At 66.7% G+C, this 20,039-nt stretch carries 14 protein-coding genes; 7 read left to right on the top strand and 7 right to left on the bottom strand.

The genetic code is table 11. The features are described from left to right. Positions 1-130: 130 nt before the first annotated feature. The 7 genes from ACIP02_RS24030 to ACIP02_RS24000 all read right to left on the bottom strand — a co-directional run bounded on the left by ACIP02_RS24030 (position 131) and on the right by ACIP02_RS24000 (position 11,195). The gene (locus ACIP02_RS24030) at positions 131-2,374 is read right to left on the bottom strand and encodes a TonB-dependent receptor (RefSeq protein WP_400621573.1); all 2,244 of its coding nucleotides are present in this window, start codon (positions 2,372-2,374) and stop codon (positions 131-133) included. Between the two features lie 295 nt (positions 2,375-2,669). After that, complete coding sequence (locus tag ACIP02_RS24025; protein WP_167274616.1) at positions 2,670-3,728, bottom strand: ABC transporter substrate-binding protein; 1,059 nt, start codon at positions 3,726-3,728, stop codon at positions 2,670-2,672. Continuing rightward, positions 3,725-4,789, bottom strand: a complete 1,065-nt coding sequence (locus ACIP02_RS24020; protein WP_400621569.1) for an ABC transporter substrate-binding protein — start codon at positions 4,787-4,789, stop codon at positions 3,725-3,727. Before ACIP02_RS24020 ends, ACIP02_RS24025 begins: the two co-directional genes overlap by 4 nt. A 19-nt stretch (positions 4,790-4,808) precedes the next feature. Further along, the gene (locus ACIP02_RS24015) at positions 4,809-5,957 is read right to left on the bottom strand and encodes an LLM class flavin-dependent oxidoreductase (RefSeq protein WP_400621566.1); all 1,149 of its coding nucleotides are present in this window, start codon (positions 5,955-5,957) and stop codon (positions 4,809-4,811) included. A 295-nt stretch (positions 5,958-6,252) separates the two neighbouring features. Continuing rightward, positions 6,253-8,103: an ABC transporter ATP-binding protein gene (locus ACIP02_RS24010; RefSeq protein ID WP_400621563.1), complete on the bottom strand. Its 1,851-nt coding sequence runs from the start codon at positions 8,101-8,103 to the stop codon at positions 6,253-6,255. Further along, positions 8,096-9,871, bottom strand: a complete 1,776-nt coding sequence (locus ACIP02_RS24005; RefSeq protein WP_400621560.1) for an ABC transporter ATP-binding protein — start codon at positions 9,869-9,871, stop codon at positions 8,096-8,098. The genes ACIP02_RS24010 and ACIP02_RS24005 overlap by 8 nt, the downstream gene beginning before the upstream one ends. Positions 9,872-9,962: 91 nt before the next feature. Next, a complete protein-coding gene (locus ACIP02_RS24000; RefSeq protein WP_400621557.1) occupies positions 9,963-11,195 on the bottom strand; it encodes an acyl-CoA dehydrogenase family protein in 1,233 nt (410 codons plus the stop codon). 377 nt (positions 11,196-11,572) lie between these two features. Between ACIP02_RS24000 and ACIP02_RS23995 the strand changes: the two genes are divergently transcribed. From ACIP02_RS23995 to ACIP02_RS23965, 7 genes are all read left to right on the top strand, one after another. Then, a complete protein-coding gene (locus tag ACIP02_RS23995; RefSeq protein ID WP_400621554.1) occupies positions 11,573-12,634 on the top strand; it encodes an ABC transporter substrate-binding protein in 1,062 nt (353 codons plus the stop codon). A gap of 18 nt (positions 12,635-12,652) precedes the next feature. Further along, positions 12,653-13,384, top strand: a complete 732-nt coding sequence (locus ACIP02_RS23990) for a class II aldolase/adducin family protein (RefSeq protein WP_400621551.1) — start codon at positions 12,653-12,655, stop codon at positions 13,382-13,384. 109 nt (positions 13,385-13,493) lie between these two features. Next, complete coding sequence (locus ACIP02_RS23985; RefSeq protein ID WP_400621548.1) at positions 13,494-14,681, top strand: LLM class flavin-dependent oxidoreductase; 1,188 nt, start codon at positions 13,494-13,496, stop codon at positions 14,679-14,681. Between the two features lie 10 nt (positions 14,682-14,691). Continuing rightward, the gene (locus tag ACIP02_RS23980; RefSeq protein ID WP_400621545.1) at positions 14,692-16,266 is read left to right on the top strand and encodes an ABC transporter substrate-binding protein; all 1,575 of its coding nucleotides are present in this window, start codon (positions 14,692-14,694) and stop codon (positions 16,264-16,266) included. Further along, positions 16,259-17,335, top strand: coding sequence for an ABC transporter permease (locus ACIP02_RS23975; RefSeq protein ID WP_400621542.1), 1,077 nt, complete (start codon positions 16,259-16,261; stop codon positions 17,333-17,335). Before ACIP02_RS23980 ends, ACIP02_RS23975 begins: the two co-directional genes overlap by 8 nt. Further along, complete coding sequence (locus tag ACIP02_RS23970) at positions 17,328-18,155, top strand: ABC transporter permease (protein ID WP_400621539.1); 828 nt, start codon at positions 17,328-17,330, stop codon at positions 18,153-18,155. Before ACIP02_RS23975 ends, ACIP02_RS23970 begins: the two co-directional genes overlap by 8 nt. Further along, positions 18,152-19,933, top strand: coding sequence for a dipeptide ABC transporter ATP-binding protein (locus ACIP02_RS23965; RefSeq protein WP_400621536.1), 1,782 nt, complete (start codon positions 18,152-18,154; stop codon positions 19,931-19,933). The genes ACIP02_RS23970 and ACIP02_RS23965 overlap by 4 nt, the downstream gene beginning before the upstream one ends. Positions 19,934-20,039: the final 106 nt, after the last annotated feature.

The raw sequence follows: 20,039 nt of genomic DNA, 5'->3' as shown, positions 1-20,039 counted from the left end.
AGAATTTGGGGCCGCTTTGCGGCCCATCGCGACGCAAGGCCGCTCCTACAGGGGACCGCGTACCCTTGTAGGAGCGGCCTTGCCGGAGCGCCGGACCGGTCGGATGGGCCAAAAAGCGGCCCCCGAATGTTCAGAACCGGCTGGTAACGCTGAGCCCGACAGTGCGCGGGTCGCCGTAGGTGATCACGTACTGCCCGGCGGTGCCGTTGGGCCGGCCATGTACCTGGTAGCGGCGGTCGGTGAGGTTGTTGACGAAGCCGGTCACGCTCAGTTTGTCGTCGTGGCTGAACCAGCTCAGGCGTGCGTTGGCCAGGGTGTAGTGGGGCTGGCTGAGGGTAGCGTCGGCGCTGCTCTGGCGGTCGGCGAGGAAGTACTCCTTGTCGCGGAAACTCACGTCGCCACCGGCCACCAGCTTGCCGCCCACCTCCAGCGGAAGGGTGTAGTCGGCACCCAGTGACACCACGTTGCGTGGCGAGCGCACGAAGCTGTTGCCGCTGTAGTCGCCCGTCACCGCGCCGGTGGTGGGGTTGGTGTTCTTGAAGTCGGTGTACTCGGTGTCGAGGAACGACACCGCCGCGCGCAAGTGCAGGCGCTCGGTCGGCTGGCCTTCGATCTCCAGCTCGGCGCCCTTGACCTTGCCCTTGGCGCCGTTGGTCAGCGCGGTGGTGAGCACGCCGTTGTTCACCGTCAGCAGGTTCACCTGGATGTCGGAGTAGTCGTAGTAGAACACGTTGGCGTTGACGATCAGGCGGCGGTCGAACCACTCTGACTTCAGCCCGATTTCGTAGGCATCGAGTTTTTCCGGGTCGACCGTGGTCAGCTGCGCCAGGCTGGTCGACAGCCCGGTGTTGAAGCCCCCCGAGCGGAAACCATGGGCGTAGCGGAAGAACACCCGCAGGTTGTCGTTGATGCGGTACTCAGGGGTCAGGTCGTAGGTCCAGGCTTCCCAGGTCTTGTCTTCCTGGCGGTTGCCGTTGCTGCCCACGCCGCCCAGCGGGATCAGCGGGCCATTGGCGCTGGCGCGGGTCAGTTGCACCAGGTCGAGGTCGATGTCCTTTTTCTCTTGGGTCCAGCGCAGGCCGCCGGTGACGCTGAAGTCATCGGTAAAGTCGTAAGTCAGGTTGCCGAACAGCGCGTAGCTGTCGGTGCGGTGGTCGTAGCCCAAGTCGCGAAAGGCCGTGGTGCCCACCTGGTTGGAGCCGGTGCCGTTGGGCGTTGGCCCGGGGGTGACGATGCGCTGCGCCGAGCTGTCGAGGTCTTCGTGGAAGTAGTGCGCGCCCAGCAGCCAGTGCAGCGGGCGGTCTTCCGGCGAGGCCAGGCGCAGCTCCTGCGACCACTGGCGGTAGCTGTTGTCGGTGATGGCTGCGCCATTGACCTCGTAGGGGGTGTAATCGGCGTCGCTGGTGGAGCGGTTGCGAATGTAGTCGTAGGCGCTGATCGAGGTCAGCGTGTAGTCGCCCAGGTACCCGTTCAGGGTCAGCGACGCGCCGTCATGGTCCAGGCGGTAGTCTTCGTTGACGTTCAGCGAAATATCGCGGCCATGCGGCCGCTCGTAGCCCACGTTGTAGTAGCGGCCCACCGGCAGCGAACCGTTGCTGCCGTCACCCTTGTACTGGCGGCTGTGCAGCTTGAGCAAGGCATCCAGGTTGGGGTTGAGCTGGGCCAGGAACTGCAGGCGGATGGCCTTCTTGTTCACGTCGCCGTAGGTGTTGCCGTCGAAGTCATTGTTCTGGAAACCGTCGCGCTCCTCGGAGTACAACGCCACCCGCCCGGCCAGTTTTTCGTCGACCAGGGCGCCACCGATGGCTCCGGTGACGATGCGCTCGTTCTTGCTGCCGAAGCCGACCGTGCCGTAGCCGTCGGTGTCGAAAGCGGGCTTCTTCGAGATTACGTTGACCGCACCTGCCGTGGTGTTCTTGCCATACAGGGTGCCTTGTGGCCCACGCAGGATCTCGATGCGTTCCAGGTCGAAGAGCGGCCCGCCGCCGGCGACCGGGGCGTTCAGGTAGACGTCGTCGGCGTAAATGCCCACCGGGTACACCGTGGCCGCGCCGGTGTCGCCGGTGCCCAGGCCACGGATGTACCAGCGCGGGCGGCCGTCGCCGTCGGGGTTCTTGGCCGAGGCGTTGGGCACGAAAGTGGTGATGTCGCCCATGGCACGCACGCCGTCGGCGGTAATGCTGGTGCCCTTGATCGCCGATACGGCGACCGGCACTTCCTGCAGGGTCTGCTCGCGGTGCTGGGCAGTGACGGTGACGGTCTCCAGGGCCGCTTCTTTGTTGTTTTCTTCGCTGGCGGCGATGGCCTGGCTGCCGCTGCCGGCCAGCAGCAGCGCGAGGCTGACCTGGCGGGCGAGTGGATTGAGCTGGTGCATGGTGGATCTCCCCGTGTGTAAAGCGTTGTTGGGGAGGGTTAGAGCAGGGACTGTGCCATGTTTGTAAGTTACTGTTTTGTAATGGTTTTTCTGGGTTATTAGGGCTTTGTTGCAGGTTGGGCAGCAGTGGGGTGCTGGGCGGGTGCTGCTGGGGCAGCAGTGGGGGCTGAAATTGCTGGGGCCGCTTTGCGGCCCTATCGCGACACAAGGCCGCTCCTACAATGGCCCTATATACGCCGATTTATTGTAGGAGCGGCCTTGTGTCGCGATTGGGCTGCGCAGCAGCCCCAAAATCTCAAACCGCCAGACGCGAAGTCGAGCCGATCACACTCTCCAGCACACGAAAATCAATCCACTCACGCACATCGAAACGCCGCGGTATGAACCCCCACCTGAACAGGAACTCGGTAAAGTCCTGCAGTGCTTCGATCGAGCGGCTGTCCAGGGTGGTGCGCAAGCGCCGGTGCGCATCGTCGCCATAGGCCGCCGCCACCCAGTACTCGCTGGTATTCAGCTCGCGGGCCAGGAAGCGCCGGGTTTCTTCAGGGTTGGCCCAGGCCCATTGCTCGGTGCGCAGCACCGTGTCGACCAGCGTGCGGCTGGCCTCGAAATGCTGCTCCAGCAGGTGGCGGTCCACGGTTAACGTGCGCGGCGTGCCGTTGTTGCTACGGATCAGCGGGTCCGGGTGGCTGCCGGTGTCGACCACCACGCGCAGGCCAAACTCATGGGCCAGGTGCACCGCGTGGGCGCCCTTGAGGAAGATGGCGTCGATGTCGCCGCGCAGCAGGCCGATCAGCTCGTTGTTGCGGCGGCTGAAGCGGCTGGTGTCCAGGCTCACTTCGGCACCGTACAGGTGCTGCTTGGCATCGTCGCTATAGGTGCCGCCGTAGGGGTAGTCGACCAGTTCCACGTCGGCCACCGCCAGGCCCTCCAGCTTCAGGGCATTTTCCAGCCCTCGCAGGGCCTGGGCGCGGGTGAAGTCGATCTGCACGTTGGCCCACTTGGGCAGGCCGAAGCGGCGGTTCTTCAGGTCGCGAATACTGCGCACGCCGCTTTCTTCGGTGGTGAGAATCAACTGCACCTCGTCGCTCCACGACAGGCCCAGCACGCGGGTCTCAACGCCGCTGGCGTAAGCCCAGATCGCCGGGATGTTGCCGCCGTGGCGCACCGAATTCTGCAGGTGATGGTCGTAGTGGGCCTCGCGTACTTCGCGTTCGCTGGACTCACGCAGCGACTGGATATTGGTGCCGTACGGCGCAAAGGCCTCGGCCAGGCGCCCCGACTGCACGGCAATGCCGAGGCCGGTGGGCACCGGGCTGTGGGTGTACCAGAGGGTTTCCAGGGGCTTGGTCATGGGCTAACGGTTTTCCTGTCCATGGGGGTGGGGGCCAACAATTGCTCCAGCGGTTGCCGGGCGATCCAGTCGCGCACCTCGAAGCGGGCCGGGATGAAGCGCCAGCGCTTGAGGAACTCGACAAAGTCCTGCAAGGCGTCGATGGCCTGTTCGTCCAGGCGGGTGCCCAGGCGCAGGTGAGCGTCGTTGCCGTAGGCCACTTGCACCCAGTACTCGCTGCTGTTGGTTTCCCGCGCCAGGTAGCGGCGGGTTTCGTCGGGGTGCTGGTGGGCCCAGCGTTCGGCGCGCAGTACCGAGCCGAGCAGGGTGCTCACCACGTGCGGGTGCTGCGCCAACAGGTGGCTGTCTACCGCCAGGGTGCGTGGCGTGCCGTTGTTGCTGCGGATCAGCGGGTCGGGGTGGCTGCCGGTGTCGATGACCGTATGCAGGGCAAAGGCGTGGGCCAGCTGCACGGCGCTGGCGCCTTTAAGAAAGATTGCGTCCACTTCGCCGCGCAGCAGGCCGGCCAGTTCCAGGTTGCGGCCTTCACTTTGCGTGCTGGACACCGGCGTGCCGGCCACGTTGCGCACTGGGCGGTCGCTGAAGGTGCCGTCGTAGCGGAAGTTGACCAGCTCAACGTCACCCACCTGCCGCCCTTCGAGCTTGAGGGCGTTTTCCAACCCGCGCAGGGCCTGGGCACGGGTGAAGTCGATCTGCGCCGCCGACCAGTCGGGCAAGCCGAAGCGGCGGCCCTTGAGGTCTTTGACGGTCTGGATACCGCTGTCTGGCCGGGCCAGGATCAACTGCGCTTCATCGGCCCACGACAAGCCGATCACGCGGGTTTCACGGCCCTGGGCGCGCGCCCAGATGGCCGGAATGCTGCCGCCGTGGCGCACCGAGTTGCGCAGGCTATGGTCGAAGTGCGATTCGCGTACGGCTTGCTGCTCGGCTTCGCGCAGCGACTGTACCTGGGTGCCCAGGCTGGCCAGGTCTTCCTGCAGCCAGCCTTGCTGCACGGCAATGCCCAGGCCGGTGGGGACCGGACAGCGGGTGTACCACAAGGTATCGAGGGGTTGGCTCATCGTCGGGCTCCGGTCGGGATCAGGCGCTGGCCTGCAAAGGGGGGGTGGCGGCCTGCTGAACCAGCGGCAGCACTTCCTGGCCGATGCGCAGGGCTTCTTCCAGGTGCGGGTTGGCGGCAAGGATGAACGTGCTGAAACCGGCGTCGCGGTACTCGGCCAGGCGTTCGGCGATGTGCTGGTGGCTGCCCACCAGGCCCACCGTCGGGCCGGGCTTGGCCTTGGCGAAACCGGCCCACAGGTTGCGCGCCAGCACCAGCTCGTCGAAGCCTTGCAGGTGCTGGTGGTAGGCCGCCTGACGCGCGCCGCCGACCGAGTCGGAGCCGGTCACGAAATGCTTCGCGGTGCTGCTGGCCTTGCCTTCCAGGCGTTCGAACTGCTGGCGCAGCTCACGCCAGGCCTGCTCTTCGGTTTCGCGGGCGAACAGGTCGACCCGCAAACCGAAGCGCACCGTGCGCCCTTGCTTGTCAGCAAGCTCGCGCACCCGCTCGATATGCGGCTTGAGCTTGTCGATCGGTTCGGCCCAGTTCAGGTACACGTCGGCATGGCGCGCGGCGACCTGCAATGCCGCATCGGAAAAGCCGGAAAAGTACACCCCTGGCTTGCGTTCGTGCTGCAGGCCAGGTGGCAGGCTGCCGTTTTCCAGGCGGTAAATATCACCGTCGTAGGAGAATTTGTCCTGTGTCCACAGGCCCTGGATGACGTCGAGGAACTCGCCGGTGCGCTTGTAGCGCAGGTCATGTTCGAGGAAGTCGCCATTGGCGCGCTGGCTGGCCGGGTTGCCGCCGGTGATGATGTTCCAGTCCAGCCGACCGCCGCTGAGGTTCTGCAGGATGGCCGCCTGTTGGGCGGCATAGGCGGGCAGGGTCCAGGTGGCCTGGAAGGCGATAAGGAAACGGATGCGCCGGGTTTCCCGGGCCAGCGCGGCAGCGGCAATCCATGGCTCCGGGCCGGTGGGCAGCAGCGCGCCCTCGAAACCGGCTAGTTCGGCGGCCTTGGCCACCTGGGCGATGTAGTCGATGTAGGTGAAGCCGTCGGCCTGGCCATCGGGCAGGCGGCCGGGGGCGAAGTTGCCGGCGCGGTGCACGGGGTTGCCGCGATTATGGCGGTCGGTGGACAGCTGCGGGCCGTCGGTGCCCAAGGGCAGGCGCCAGAAGAATTCGGTGGTCATGGGGGCTCCTGAAGGGGGAGGTGTGCGAGTGGGGAGGGTGGTGCAACGGCTGTGCCATGGGGGCGCAGGGCCTGTGGGGCGGGGGCTTGCGGGCTGGGCAGGAGCAGGGGTGCTGCTGTGGCAGCAGTGGGGCAGCAGTGGGTGTTGGGGCAGCAGCATCGTGTGGCGTGTACCCGTTCGGGCCCTTTCGCGGGTGAACCGGATCGCCGCACCGCCCCTCCCACAGGAACAGCGCAGGTCTTACAGGCGGCGTAGCATCTGTGGGAGCGGGTTCACCCGCGAAGAGGGCGGCAAGTCAGACTTCGATATTGGCTGTTGTCGCCTCCCCGGCACTGCGCAGGTACGCTTCATATAGCGCTGAATACGCCCCACCCTGGCCCATCAACTCGGCATGCGCCCCTTGCTCCACTACACGCCCATGCTTCACCACGGCAATGCGGTCAGCATCCCGAATGGTCGCCAGGCGATGGGCGATGATGATCGCCGTCCGCCCTTGGCACAGCCGGCGCAGGGCGCGCTGGATGCGTCGCTCGGTGTGCACGTCCACCGCCGAGGTGGCCTCGTCCAGCACCAGCACTGCCGGGTCGGCCAGGTAGGCGCGCACCAGGCACACCAGCTGGCGCTGGCCATGGCTCAGGTGCGCGCCCAGCGGGCCGACTTCGCTGTGGTAGCGCTGTGGCAGGCGTTCCAGCACTTCGTCGGCGCCCAGCTCGCGGGCGGCGGCGATCAGCTGGGCATCGCTGGCAGCAGGTGCGGCCAGGCGCAGGTTGTCAAGAATGCTGCCGCTGAACAGCACGTTGTCCTGCAGCACCACGCCCACGTTACGCCGCAGGTCATGCTGGGCCAGTGCGCGCAGGTCGATACCGTCCAGTTTCACGGCGCCCTGCTGCACCTCGTAGAAGCGCGTCAGCAACTGCACCAGGGTGCTCTTGCCATGCCCCGAGGGGCCGACAATGGCCATTACCTCGCCGGCGCGGATGTGCAGGTCGAGCCCGTCGATCACCGGCCGTGGGCTGTTCGGCGCATAGGCAAAACCGACGCGGTCGAAGTCGACCTGGCCACGTGCCCTGGCCAGTGCCTGTGGCGCTGGCGGGTCCAGCACCAGTGGGCGGGTGTCGAGTAGCAGGAAAATGCGCTGCGCCGAAGCACTGCCGGTGGCGTAGCGTTCGAACAGGTCCGACAACTCCTGCAGCGGGCCAAGGAACAGGAACACGTAGAACAGGCTTTCGGCAACCTGGCCCACGCTGACCTTGCCTTCGGCCAGGCCATGGGCACCCACCAGCAGCAATACCGCCATGCCAGCAGTACTCAACAGTGCGGTGAAAGGGGCGAACCAGCCGGCGCGCAGGCTGCCGCGGATCAGCGCCTGGTTGAAGTCTTCCAGCAGGCGCCGGTAGCGTGCCTGGTTGCGCTGCTGCTGCCCGCATTGCTGGATCAGCCGCACGCCGCTGACGCTTTCCACCAGGTGCGCGGTGAAGCGGCTGCGTTGCTCGGCCACCTTGGCCCAGTTGCGCTGCGAGACCCGCTTGAAACGCCAGGTGGCCACGGCCAGCAACGGCACGGTAGCGGCCAGGCTGTAGAAAAAGCCGGGTTCGATACGCCACAGCATCACCGCCGCCAGGCCGCAGCGCAGCAAGGCCCCGAGCAGCTCCGGCGGGCCTTGTACCAGCAGTGGCTCCAGCGCGTCGACGTCGCGGTCAGCGCGGGAGATGATGCGCCCGGCACGGGTCTGGTCGAAGTAGCTCACCGACAGCGCCTGCACATGGGCGAACACCTTCACCCGCAAATCATTCAGCACACGGATCGCGGCGCGCCCGGCAATGAACTGCGATACCCCGGCCAGCAGGAAGCGCCCCAGCCAGCTCGCCGCCAGCCCCAGGCCCAGCCACAGCACCAGGCGCTCGTCGAGCAGCCAGTGCCCGGCATTGGGCACCAGGCCTTTGTCCAGCAGCTCGCGGACGAACCATGGCCGCAGGAACACGGTAAACACCAGCAGCAATTCGATGCCGATCACCGCCAGGATCTGCCGGCGAATCGGCCGCAACAGCGGCAGCAGGCGCTGGAACATGCCGCGGTCCAGCGCCTGACGGGCCAGGCGTTGTTCGATGTCGATATCGCTGGCGGGGGTGTGCGGCACATCAGTCATGGTCGATCCCCAGCAGGTCTCGGTAATGGGCGTTGGTGGCACTCAGTTCGGCATGGCTGCCGCTGGCGCTGATGCGGCCGTTTTCCAGCATCAGCACGCGGTCGGCCAGCAGCAGGGTGGACAGCCGGCTGGTAATCAGCAGCAAGGTCGGGCCTTGGCCGCCTGCGCTGTGCAGGCGACGGATGTTGTGCAGCACCTGGCGTTCTCCCAAGGCGTCCAGGGCGCTGGTGGCGTCGTCCAGGCAGAGGATGTCGGGCGCCGCCAGCAGCGCCCGGGCCAGGCACAGGCGCTGGCGCTGGCCGCCAGACAACGTAACGCCGCGGTCGCCCAACGGGGTATCGAGGCCGTGGGCCAGGCGTTCCAGCACATCCTCGGCGGCGGCCAGGCGCAGCGCTTCACGCAACTGGGCGTCACTGGCCTGTGGCGCGGCCAGGCGCAGGTTGGCGGCCAGGCTGTCGGAGAACAGAAAGCTTTCTTGCGGCAGCACCTGCACGCGGCGGCGCAGGTCGGCGAGGTCCAGGTTGCGTACATCGTGCCAGCCGCTGGCATCGCTACCAACCTGCACGCTGCCGAGCTGCACATCGGCCAGGCGCGGCAACAGGCTGGCCAGCAGGCTCTTGCCGGTGCCGGTGGCGCCGACCAGCGCCACCACCTCGCCGGGTTGCAGGGTCAGCGAACAGTCGCACAGGATATGCCGGTCAGCCTCGGCAGCACTGACCTGTACCTTGTTCATCTTGAGCCCCAGTGGCCCGGCGGGCAGGGTGGCCTTGCCACCGACGATGGTCGGGCGTTCGTCCAGCAGTTGCCAGATGCGTTCGGCGCTGGCGCGGGCGTCGGCAAAGGTCTGCATCACCCGGCCAATGCCTTCGATACGGAACACCAGCGTGGTGGCTACCAGCAGCGAAGTGACCAGCTCGCCGATGCCCAGCGCCCCTGCGGCCACCCGGTGGGCGCCATAGACCAGGATCCACACATGCCCCAGCGCCACCACGGCCTGCGGCAGCGGGATGCGCGAACTGGCGTAGGCGAGGGCGACGCGGGCATGGCCAGTGAACACCTCGACCTGGCTGGCGAAGCGGGTAATGCGCTGGCTTTCCAGGCCGAAGGCCTTGATCACCCGCACACCACCGATGCCTTCGGCCAGGTCCTGGCTGACTTGGTCATAGGCCGTGCCTACTGCGCGGTCCAGGCTGACCAGGCGGTCGGTCTGTATGACGAACAGCCACAACCCGGCACCGGTCAGCAGCAACGGCACCAGGCCCAGCAACGGGTCGTACCAGCTCAGCAGGCCGACGGCGGCGATCACCACAAGCGGGGTTTCGATGATCTGCCGCCAGAAGGTGATCAGTGCGTCGCGTACCTTGTCGGCATCGCGGGTGGTACGGGTGACCAGTTCGCCCATGCCATGGCGCCAGTGGTAGCCCAGGTGCAGGCGCTGTACTTGGTCGAGAATGCGCTCACGCAGGCGCGTGAGCAGGGCCTGGCTGAGTACCAGTGACAGCACGGCGGCGGCATATTGCAGCAGGCCACGACCAAAGGCGATGGCCAGCAGCAGCCATAGCCAGTGCCAGGCCACGCGGGCGTCCAGGCTGCCGTCGGCCAGGCGCTGCACGGCGCGGCCGGTGCTGACATCGTCGACAGCATGGCCGATCAGCCACTGTTGCCAGGCCAGGCCGAGGTTGCCGGCAATGTACAAGGCCGTGACCAGCGCGAAGCGCCAGGGCATTTCGCGATAAATGGCCAAAGCCCGAAGAAGCGGGTGGTTCATGTAAATGCTCGATCAGAATGCTGCACCGCCCCTTGTAGGAGCGGCCTTGTGTCGCGATAGGGGCGCAAAGCGCCCCCGTCCAACCCCCGTATCAACGACGTGTAGCGCCCTTGTTTTCCTTGGCATTGAGCACCGCCGTGTACTCCCCCGGGTCGGCCCCGTTCAGGTAGTAGTTGCCGACGTTGTGCAGCCGCCAGCGGATCGGATCGTGGGTGGTGTGCACCCGGGCATTGCGCCAGAAGCGGTCAAGGTTCCACTTGCTCAGCGAAGCGCTGGCCCCCAGCAACGAGAACAGATCGCTGGAGATCTTCAGCGACGCCGCATCGGAATGCGCACGGGCGGTGGCCACCGACAGGATCAGCTCATCCTGCAAAACTTTGTTCTCCGGGTCGCGCTCGTGCTCGTCGAACACCCGCGCCGCTTCGCGCAGCACCGACTCGGCACCGCGCAGCGCCACGGCGTATTCGCCCACCTGGCGAATCACGTGCGGCTCGTCACTGGCGCGCTCGACGCCGCTCTCCACCCAGGCGCGGGCGTGCTCGCGCAGGTACTCGACGGCAGCTTGCAAGGCACCTGCGGCGATGCCGGTGTCGATGGCGGCGTGGAGGATTTGCGGAAAGGTCAGGCCGGTGCGTTTCATCGGCCCGCTGCGGCGGGTCAGGTAGCGTTCGTCGAGCACGATGTTGTCGAAGTTGACGGTGCCACTCACCGAGTTCTGCTGGCCGAAAGCCTGCCAGTCATCGACCAGGGTCAGCCCGGGGGCGTCACGGTGCAGCAGCACGCCGACGCCACCGTCCTCGCTGGCGGCGGTCAGCGAAATCCACTCGGCCAGGTAGGAGCCGGTGGAGTAGAACTTGCTGCCGTTGAGTATCCACTGGCCCTCTGCGTTGCGCTCGACACGGGTCTTGAGGGCGAACTTGTTCTTGCCGCCGACTTCGGCCAGGGCATTGCCGAAGCGCTTGCCCGCGAGCACGTCGGCGATCAGCCGGTCACGGACCTCGTCGGGGTAGCCGGTAAAAATGCCGCGCAGCATCACATTGTGAATCTGCAGCAACTGGCCGACGCCACCGTCAGCGATGGAGATCAGGCGTACGGTTTCCACCACGGTCTGCACCGAAGCGCCCAGGCCGCCAAACTGGGTGGGCACAGCGATGGCGGTGAGGCCGCTGCTGGACAGCAGCTCGGCCTGGCGGCGCGGCAGTTGCCCGTTGTTGCGTGGGTCGGCGGCCAGCTCGGCGATTTGCGCGGCGACCTGGCGGGCGGTTTCGATGGCTTCGGCTTCGCTGGTCAGGCGGCGGGCGGGGGAGGGTTCTATGGCGCTCATGGAGGGGTCTCGGTTTGTCTGTATGGGCCAGTGCGCCTGATTCGCGGGTGAACCCGCTCCCACAGGAGACTGCATAGCCTTCGCTTTGCGAAGTCCCTGTGGGAGCGGGTTCACCCGCGAATGGCCACACCGCGGTCGAAAGCCCTTGAGCAATATCTCTGCCACCCCGCGCCAGGGCCCATCCTGCGCGGCTTGCACAACCTTGTGCTGCCCCAGCAGCAGCCTCCTTGCTGATCTGGCAACACCCCACCCGCAATCCTGCTCCCAGCCCAGCAACCAGCCCCCTGCTGATACAGCAAACCCCGCGTAAATCAAGGCCTCCAGCGGTTGGCACGCACACTGCAATGCTGCTTGCACGACGCCCAAGGAGCCACCCCATGACCCTCGCAACCGCTTCCGTACAACGCCCTGCAGACGACCCGTCCGCCCTGGAACGCATCTGGTTCACCCGCTGCCCGGTGCCTACCGCCTCGGGCATCGCCTACAAGCTCGGCTGGCTGGAGCAGGAATTCGCCGCCGATGGCCTGCCGGTCTCGACCTTGCAGGAGGCCCGCCAACTGGGCCACCACCATTACGATCACCAACTGCCCGGGCTGTTCCGCGAGGGCGGCAACGTGCCGGCACTGGCCGCACGGGCTGCAGGCTCGCCCAGCCGGCTGATCGGCCTGACCTGGATCGAGGAATGGCAAACCATTCTGGTCCGCCCGGACTCGGGCATTCGCAGCGCCGCCGACCTGCGTGGCAAGCGCCTGGCCCTGCCGGCCTGGGGTGACAGCCGCCCCGGTAGCATTGCCCGCGCCATGAGCCTGCACGGCTACAAGGGCGCCTTGGCCTCGGCCGGGCTGCACCTGGATGACGTGCAACTGGTGGAAGTGGCCCTGCTCGACCAGGCCGGCGCTGCCACCCCGCAGCTGGGCCTGCAACGGCTGTGGTCGGGGCTGGACTACCTGGCCCGTGGCGAAGTCGATGCGGTGTACGTGAAGGGCGCGGCAGCCGCCGATGCGGCGCGCCGCCTGGGCCTCGTGGTCGGCGTTGACCTCGACCTGCTGGCCGACCCGCGCCACCGCATCAACAACGGCACGCCGCGGCCAATCACCGTGCACCAGCGCCTGCTCGACACCCACTTCGACCTGGTGGTGCGGTTCCTTGCCCAGACCTTGCGCGCCGCCGAGTGGGCCGCCAGCAACCGGGATGCGCTCAACCGCATCCTCGAAGAAGAAACCCGCGCCGGCAGCCAGGGCGTCGCCGAAGCCTACCGTGGCGACTTCCATACGACCTTGGCGCCAGACCTGTCCGAACAGCGCCTGGCGTTCCTCGGCACGCAAAAAGACTTCCTCTACCTGCATGGCTTCCTCGAAGCCGATTTCGCCATTGCCGACTGGGTCGACCCGCGGCCTCTGCAAGCTGCCCACCAACTGCTGGCCCAGCGCCGCGCCTGACCTTTCTGGAGACTGACCATGACCGTACTCATCCACGAACGCCCCGTCACTGCCGAACTGCAAACCTTCGTCGACCAGGTAGTGGCCGAAGCCGAAGCGGCGTTCAGCGTGTTCCGCGAAACCAACACCATCACGGCCAACGGCACGGTGGGTTTCATCGAGCGTGTGCCCGGTGAAGAGCTGCTGGTGTCGGTGAATTACGGCGGGCCGTGGAACCACCGCAAACCGTTGCAGGCAACGGTTACCGACTTTTCCGGCAACGTGATCGTCGGCAAGGGCAAAGGTGGCCTGGGCCGTTACACCAAGCTGTTCCAGACCCACCCCGACATCACCACCGTGTCGCATGTGCACAGCCCCTACCTCGGTGCCTGGGCCCAGACCCACCGCACCTTGCCGTTCCACTACGTGCCGGTGCAGCGCTACCAGCTGGCGCGCGAGCTGCCGGTGTACACCGACCGCCGCCAGGCCGAGGTCGATTTCATCCTCGACAAGATCGCCGAGAACCCGTTCAACCTGGCGATTCTCGAAGCCAATGGCGGCTCGACGGTGTGGGGCAAGCAAGGGCTGCGGGCCACGGCGGAGTTCATCCTGTTGCTGGAGGAGGGCGCGCAGATCCAGTTGCTGGCCGATGCCCTCGGCGGGTCACGGCCTTATGGGCCGGGGGTGCTGACCCAGCAGTGGAAGATGAGCGGGCTGTATGAGCGGGCGAGCGAGCTGGGCCTTGTTCCAGGTATTGATCGGCGCAGTTGAGCGGATTGCCGGGGGCGCTGTGCGCCCCTTTCGCGACACAAGGCCGCTCCCACATGGGCTGCAAAGCAGCCCCAATGCCCTCAAACCCACCTGAAATGGACATTCCCCCATGGCAGTAAAAATCCTCTGGTACCTCACCACCCCCGACGGCCCCCACCCCTGGGAGCCCGAGGGCCGCTGGCACACCGATTTCGAACACCTCAAGCAACTGGCCATCGCCGCCGACCGCTTGGGTTTCTATGGCTCGCTGCTCGGCTCCAGCCCCAACGAAAGCCTGGCGGTATCGGCGGCGCTGATCGACGCCACCTCGCGCCTGCGTTTCCTGGTTGCCCAGCACCCGGGTGAGTTGTCGCCGGCCGTGCTGGCCAAGTGGGCGCTGACCTTCGACCAGTTCTCCAGCGGCCGTCTGCTGTTCAACGTGGTCAATGGCAACGATGCCGGCCTGGCCACCCTGGGCGTGCATTACCCGCACGACGAACGCTACGACTTCAGCCTGGAGTACTGGCGCGCCTTCCAGGGCTTCTACGCGGGTGAAACCGCCGGCTATGACGGCCGCTACGTCAAGCTCGCACCACGCTCGCCAGCGGCAGCCAGCCACCCACTGGGCGGTTGGCACCCGCCGAAGCAAAAGCCGGGTATCCCGCTGTGGGGTGCCGGCACTTCGGCGCCGGGCGTGGCCCACTCAGTGCAACTGCTGGACGTCTATCTGAGCTTTGCCGACACCCCGCAAAAACTGGGCGACAAGTTCCGCCGGGTGGCGGCCGAGGCGGCGAAGATCGGCCGCGAACTGACCTATGGCACGCGCCTGCAGGTGATCGTGCGCGAGACCGAAGAAGAAGCCTGGGCCCATGCCGAGCGCCTGTTGCAGCGTACCTCGCTGGCCACCGCCCGCGCTGCCATCGAGCGCCAGTTGCCACCCGGGCAAACGCTGGAAAGCTACGTCAGCGATGACCCGCGCATCCAGCGCAACCTCGACAGCATCCGCGCCGGGCACCTGCCCACGGCGCGCGAGCTGGAGATCTACCCGAACGTCTGGCTGGGCCCCAGCCTGTTCGGCTTCAACATCCTCGGCCCGGCTGCCGGTACCTACCTGGTCGGCAGCGCCCAGCAAGTTGCCGAGCGCATCCGCGAGTACGAAGCCCAGGGCACCTCGGCGTTCATCCTCTCGGGCTTCCCGCTGATCGACGAGGCGCACCGGGTGGCCGACCTGCTGTTCCCGCTGCTGGACCTGGACCATGGTTTCGAGGTGCCGCAGCTGGGCGCGGCGAGCAAGCCGCGCGTGGCGCAACCGGCGTAAGGAGAGGGCAATGAGCGAGCTGTTTTCGCGCCGGGTATTTCTCGGCAACAGCCTGGCCGTGGGTGGCAGCCTGCTGCTCGGCGGCGGGTTGCTCAGTGGCTGCGACAGCGGCGCGCCGGCCACTGCCAACTCAGTGCTGCCAGGCACGCCGGTGCGTGGTGGGCGTTTGCGGGTAGGCATTATCGATGGCGATCAGGCCGGCAACCTCGATGCACATAAACCTGTAGGCGGCGGGATCATCCGTGGCTGGGCACTTTACGCCAAGTTCTGGGAATGGAACGCCGATGTCAGCACCCGCTTGGCCCTGGCCGAATTCGCCGAGCCGAACGCCGATGCCAGTGCCTGGACCATCCGCCTGAAGCCTGGGCTGGAGTTCCACCACGGCAAAACCATCGGCGCCGATGACATGCTGTTCTCGATCCTGCGCCTGACCGACCCGCAACTGGCCTCGCCATTTGCCGGGCTGGTCGGCGCCATCGACCGGCAAGCGTTGCGCAAGCTGGATGAGCGCACCCTCGAGATCCGTTTCAAGCAGGGGCAAAGCTTTTACCCGCTGGATGAAACACTGATCAGCTTCGGCGGCATCGTACCCACCGATTACCACCCGGTGACCAACCCGGTCGGCGCCGGGCCGTATCGACTGAAAAGCTTCATCCCCGGCCAGCGCTCGCTGTACACCCGCTTCGAAAACTACTACAAGCCCAACCGGCCCTATGCCGATGAGCTGGAAATCATCGAATTTAAAGACCAGGTGTCGCGAGCCGCAGCCTTGCGCGCCGGGCAGATCGACGTGGCCAGCGGCGTGCAGGCCGAACACAGCGCACTGCTCAAGGCCGACTCACGGCTGCGCCTGTATGCCTCGCCCACCACGTCGTTCACCGGCTTCAACCTGAACCTGGCCAAGGCGCCGTTCCAGGATGTGCGCGTGCGCCAGGCATTTCGCCTGCTGGCCGACCGCCAGGAGCTGGTGGCGCGCGGGCTCAATGGCTTTGGCCGGGTTGCCAACGACCTGTACTCGCCGCATGACCCTACCTACAACCACGCCATCGCCCAGCGCCCGTACGACCTCGACCAGGCCCGTGCGCTGCTGCGCCAGGCCGGGCAAAGCGACCTGCGCGTCGAGCTCACCACCACACCCGGGCCGGGTGTCAACGCGGCGCTGGTGTTTGCCCAGCAGGCCGCGAAAGCCGGGGTGCAGGTGAAGGTCAACCAGGTCGATGGCTCGGTGTTCAATGGCCCGCAACGCGAGCAGTGGCAGCTGTCGCCCGGCTCGACCCCGGCGCGCGGCTTTCTGGCTTCGGCGCTGCACAACGATGCGCCGCAAGCCATCTACAACCGCAGCAACTTCCATGACCCGCGCTTTACCGAACTGTTCCGGCAGGCCCTGGCCCAGCCCGACCTTGCGCAGCGCAAGGCACTTGTACACGAAGCCCAGGCCATTCAGCACGAACGTGGCGGGTTGCTGATCTGGGGCTTCTCCGACGTGCTCGATGCGGCGTCGGCCAAGGTCGGCGGGCTGGCCCCGGAACAGACCACCTTCGCCTCCTGGCGCTTCGACGAACTCTGGTTGAACCCCAATGCCTGACACCCCGCACACCCCGCGCACACCGGCCTGGCTGGCCTGGTTCATCGGTCGCCTCGGCTATGGGCTGCTCACCGCCTGGGTGATCAGCCTGGTGGTGTTCATCGCCACCCAGGCGCTGCCATCGGACCCGGCACGGGTGATTCTCGGCCCGGATGCGCCGCTGGAAAGCATCCTCACCCTGCAACGGCAACTGGGCCTCGACCAGCCGATCCTGCTGCAGTACCTGCGCTGGTTGGGCGCGGCGTTGCGCGGCGACCTGGGTGTTTCACTGGACTCCCAGGTGCCGGTGGCGCAGCTGCTGTTCGGCCGCCTGGGCCATACCCTGGCTTTGCTGGCCGGGGTGCTGGCGCTGGTGGTGCCAGTGGCGCTGCTGCTGGGGGTGAGCCTGGCCCTGCGCCGCGACAGCCGGCTGGACCGCTGGGGGCTGTCGGCATTGATCCTGCTCAAGGCCACGCCAGGTTTTCTGCTGGCCATCGGCCTGGTGCTGCTGTTCTCCATGCCGGGCATGGGCTGGCTGCCGGCGGTGTCGATCCTCGACCCGCAGCTGCCGTTGTGGCGCCAGTGGCCGTCGCTGGTATTGCCGGTGGTGGCGCTGAGCCTGTCGGCACTGCCGTACCTTACGCGCATGGTGCGGGCATCGATGATCGAGGCGCTGGAGTCCGAGTATGTGATTGCGGCGCGCCTGCGCGGCATCCCCGAGCGGCGCATCGTCTGGCGGCACACCTTGCCCAACGCCCTGACCCCGGCAATCCAGGGCGTGGCGCTGACCTTGCGCACGCTGGTCGGCGGTGCGCTGCTGGCCGAGGTGATCTTCAGCTACCCGGGCATCGGCACGGCGTTGAATGCGGCGATCCAGATGCGCGACCTACCGATGATCCAGGGCGTGGTGCTGGTCATCACCCTGGCGGTGGTGTTGATCAACCTGCTGGCCGACCTGCTGACCGTATTGCTTACCCCCAAACTGCGTACCGCCCGCCGCGTGCGAATGATCCGCCGTATTCGCCGTGGCATCCGCCCGTGGTGGCGGCGGGCGCGCAGCACCCCTGCCCAGGAGGCGACCCATGACTGATTCCCGTTGGCTGGCCGACCCGCAGATCCGTCGTGGTGCGGTAATTACCTTGCTGGTGGCATTGCTGGCCGTGCTCGGTCCCTGGCTGGCACCGCATGCGCCCACGGCGATGGTCGGGCCGGTGTATGGGCCACCGGCTGCCGGCGCGCCGCTGGGGCATGACTTTCTCGGCCACGACCTCTTGTCGCGGCTGCTCAGTGGCGGCCTGTCGGTACTGTGGATGTCGCTTGCAGCGGCCACCCTGGCCTTGCTGGTTGGCGGCAGCCTGGGCCTGTTGGCGGGGTTCTCGCGGCGGCGCCTGGACCAGGCGATCAGCTGGGCGGCCGATGTGTCGCTGGCGTTTCCCGACCTGATCCTGGTGTTGCTGATCGTGTCCATGCTGGGTCGGGCGCCTTGGCTGATCGTGCTGACCGTGGCCATTGCCTTCACCCCCGGGGTGATTCGCCTGGCCCGGGGCAGTGCGGTGGCGGTGGCCGGGCAGGAGTTTGTCGAGGCGGCGCAGATGATGGGTTACCCGCGTTGGCGCATTCTCTTTCAAGAGATTTTGCCGAACATCCTCACGCCGTTGCTGGTGCACTTCGGCAACATGCTGACCTGGGCGGTGGGCATGTTGTCGGGTTTGAGTTTCCTCGGTTACGGGGTAGCGCCACCGGCTGCCGACTGGGGCTTGATGATCAATGAAAACCAGGCCGGGCTGCTGGTGCAGCCATGGGCTGTGCTGGCACCGGCACTGCTGATCGGGGTGTTTGCCTATGGCACCAACATCCTGGCCGAAGGCATTGGCCGGGCCAGTGCCCGGATCGGGGAGAAGCAGCCATGAATGCGCCATTGAAGGTTGCCAGTGAAGTGTTGCGGGTCAGTGACCTGCGGGTGGAGCTGGCGGGGCAGGTCGATGTGCTGGCCGACGTGTCCTTCAGCCTGGCGGCTGGCGAAATCGTGGGCCTGGTCGGTGAGTCCGGTTCGGGCAAGACCACCTTGGCCACGGCGTTGTTGCGCCATGCCCGACAGGGCGCGCGCATTGTCGGCGGCCAGGTGGTCGTGGCGGGGCAGCCGCTGCTCGAACTGTCAGGCGAGGCCCTGCGCCTGGCCCGTGGCGGGCTGGTCGGCTATGTCGCCCAGGACCCGGCAACGGCGCTGAACCCGGCGTTGCGCATCGGTGCCTTGCTGCGCGAAACCCTGCTGGCGCACCTGCCGGGCTTGTCGCCGGAGGCATCGCGCCAGCGTATTGCGCAAACCCTGGTAGCGGTCGGCTTGCCCGACGATGAAGCGTTGCTGCGGCGCTTCCCGCACCAGTTGTCTGGTGGGCAGCAACAGCGGGTGATGCTGGCGCTGGCGTTTGTCTTGCGGCCAACGCTGATCGTGCTCGACGAACCCACCACCGCACTGGACGTCACCACCCAGGCGCATGTGCTGCAGACCCTCAAGCAGTTGTGCCGTGACCAGGGGGTGGCGGCGCTGTATGTGACCCATGACCTGGCAGTGGTGCGCGACCTGGTCGACCGGGTGATGGTGATGTACGCCGGGCGTTTGGTGGAAGTGGCCGGGCGTGACGCGCTGTTCCGTGCCCCGGCGCATCCCTACACCCGCGCCTTGCTCGCGGCCATTCCCGACATTGCCCGGCGCCAGCCATTGCAAGCGCTGCCCGGGCATGCGCCAGCACCGGGGCAACGCCCGCATGGCTGCGCCTTTGCCCCGCGGTGCGGCCAGCGCCGGGCGCAGTGCTCGGTGCTGGAACCGGCGTTGCGGGAGCACCGGGGCGGCCATCAGGTGGCGTGCCTGCTGCCACAGCCGGAGCCTGCTGCCCTGGAGTCGACGGCGATCGAAACACCCCCCGCAGTGGTGGGTGCCGTGCTGCTGGAAGTGCGGGGCCTGGATGTCGCCTATGACCGCCAGGTGTTATTCGACGTTTCGCTGCAGGTGCGTGAGGGTGAGTGCCTGGCCTTGGTCGGTGAGTCCGGTTCGGGCAAGACCAGCCTGGCCCGGGCGATTGCCGGGCTGGGCGAGAATGTGCAGGGGCAGTTGCGCTATGCCGGGCAACCACTGGCCTTTGCTGCCCGCCAGCGTGCTGCACGGTTGCGGCACCAGGTCCAGTATGTGTTCCAGAACCCGTACCGGGCTCTGAACCCGCGGCAGACGGTCGGGCAAACCTTGAGCACGCCGTTGGCGCATTTTTTTGGCCTGCGCGGTGCCCAGGCCCGGCAACGGGTCGAGGCGGTGCTGGAGCGGGTATCGTTGCCGGCGCGGGTCGCGGACCTGTACCCACAGGGGCTCTCCGGGGGTGAGCGGCAGCGCGTGGCGATTGCCCGCGCGTTGATCTGCGAGCCGAAGTTGCTGGTGTGCGACGAGATCACCTCGGCGCTGGATGTGTCGGTGCAGGCGTCGATCCTGGCCTTGCTGCGGCGTTTGCAGGGCGAGGGTTTGACCCTGTTGTTTGTCACCCATGACCTGGGTGTGGTGCGGGCAATTGCCGACCGCGTGCTGGTGCTGCGCCAAGGGCGGGTGGTGGAGCAGGGCAGTGCCGGGCAGGTGCTGGAGCGGCCGGCGGATGCCTATACCCGCAACCTGGTGGCGCATTCGCCTAGCCTTGACCGGGTTTGATGTTTGTTTGTCTGAAGATTTTTGGCGCCTGTGAGATCGAGCGCCAGCCTTTAGCCTTAGCCATGCATCTTGCATGCCCTCAGGTCAAAGGTCATTTGCCGCAAAC

Origin of the sequence: Pseudomonas sp. NPDC089408 (genome assembly GCF_044749445.1) — a bacterium.
GTDB lineage: Bacteria > Pseudomonadota > Gammaproteobacteria > Pseudomonadales > Pseudomonadaceae > Aquipseudomonas.
Note: the sequence above shows the minus strand (reverse complement) of the source record. Positions and strands in the feature narration are given on the sequence as shown.

Coding starts and splice junctions, on each gene's coding strand:
- ACIP02_RS24030 (WP_400621573.1), bottom strand. CDS start 2,374: ATGCACCAGCTCAATCCACTCGCCCGCCAGGTCAGCCTCGCGCTGCTG.
- ACIP02_RS24025 (WP_167274616.1), bottom strand. CDS start 3,728: ATGACCAAGCCCCTGGAAACCCTCTGGTACACCCACAGCCCGGTGCCC.
- ACIP02_RS24020 (WP_400621569.1), bottom strand. CDS start 4,789: ATGAGCCAACCCCTCGATACCTTGTGGTACACCCGCTGTCCGGTCCCC.
- ACIP02_RS24015 (WP_400621566.1), bottom strand. CDS start 5,957: ATGACCACCGAATTCTTCTGGCGCCTGCCCTTGGGCACCGACGGCCCG.
- ACIP02_RS24010 (WP_400621563.1), bottom strand. CDS start 8,103: ATGACTGATGTGCCGCACACCCCCGCCAGCGATATCGACATCGAACAA.
- ACIP02_RS24005 (WP_400621560.1), bottom strand. CDS start 9,871: ATGAACCACCCGCTTCTTCGGGCTTTGGCCATTTATCGCGAAATGCCC.
- ACIP02_RS24000 (WP_400621557.1), bottom strand. CDS start 11,195: ATGAGCGCCATAGAACCCTCCCCCGCCCGCCGCCTGACCAGCGAAGCC.
- ACIP02_RS23995 (WP_400621554.1), top strand. CDS start 11,573: ATGACCCTCGCAACCGCTTCCGTACAACGCCCTGCAGACGACCCGTCC.
- ACIP02_RS23990 (WP_400621551.1), top strand. CDS start 12,653: ATGACCGTACTCATCCACGAACGCCCCGTCACTGCCGAACTGCAAACC.
- ACIP02_RS23985 (WP_400621548.1), top strand. CDS start 13,494: ATGGCAGTAAAAATCCTCTGGTACCTCACCACCCCCGACGGCCCCCAC.
- ACIP02_RS23980 (WP_400621545.1), top strand. CDS start 14,692: ATGAGCGAGCTGTTTTCGCGCCGGGTATTTCTCGGCAACAGCCTGGCC.
- ACIP02_RS23975 (WP_400621542.1), top strand. CDS start 16,259: ATGCCTGACACCCCGCACACCCCGCGCACACCGGCCTGGCTGGCCTGG.
- ACIP02_RS23970 (WP_400621539.1), top strand. CDS start 17,328: ATGACTGATTCCCGTTGGCTGGCCGACCCGCAGATCCGTCGTGGTGCG.
- ACIP02_RS23965 (WP_400621536.1), top strand. CDS start 18,152: ATGAATGCGCCATTGAAGGTTGCCAGTGAAGTGTTGCGGGTCAGTGAC.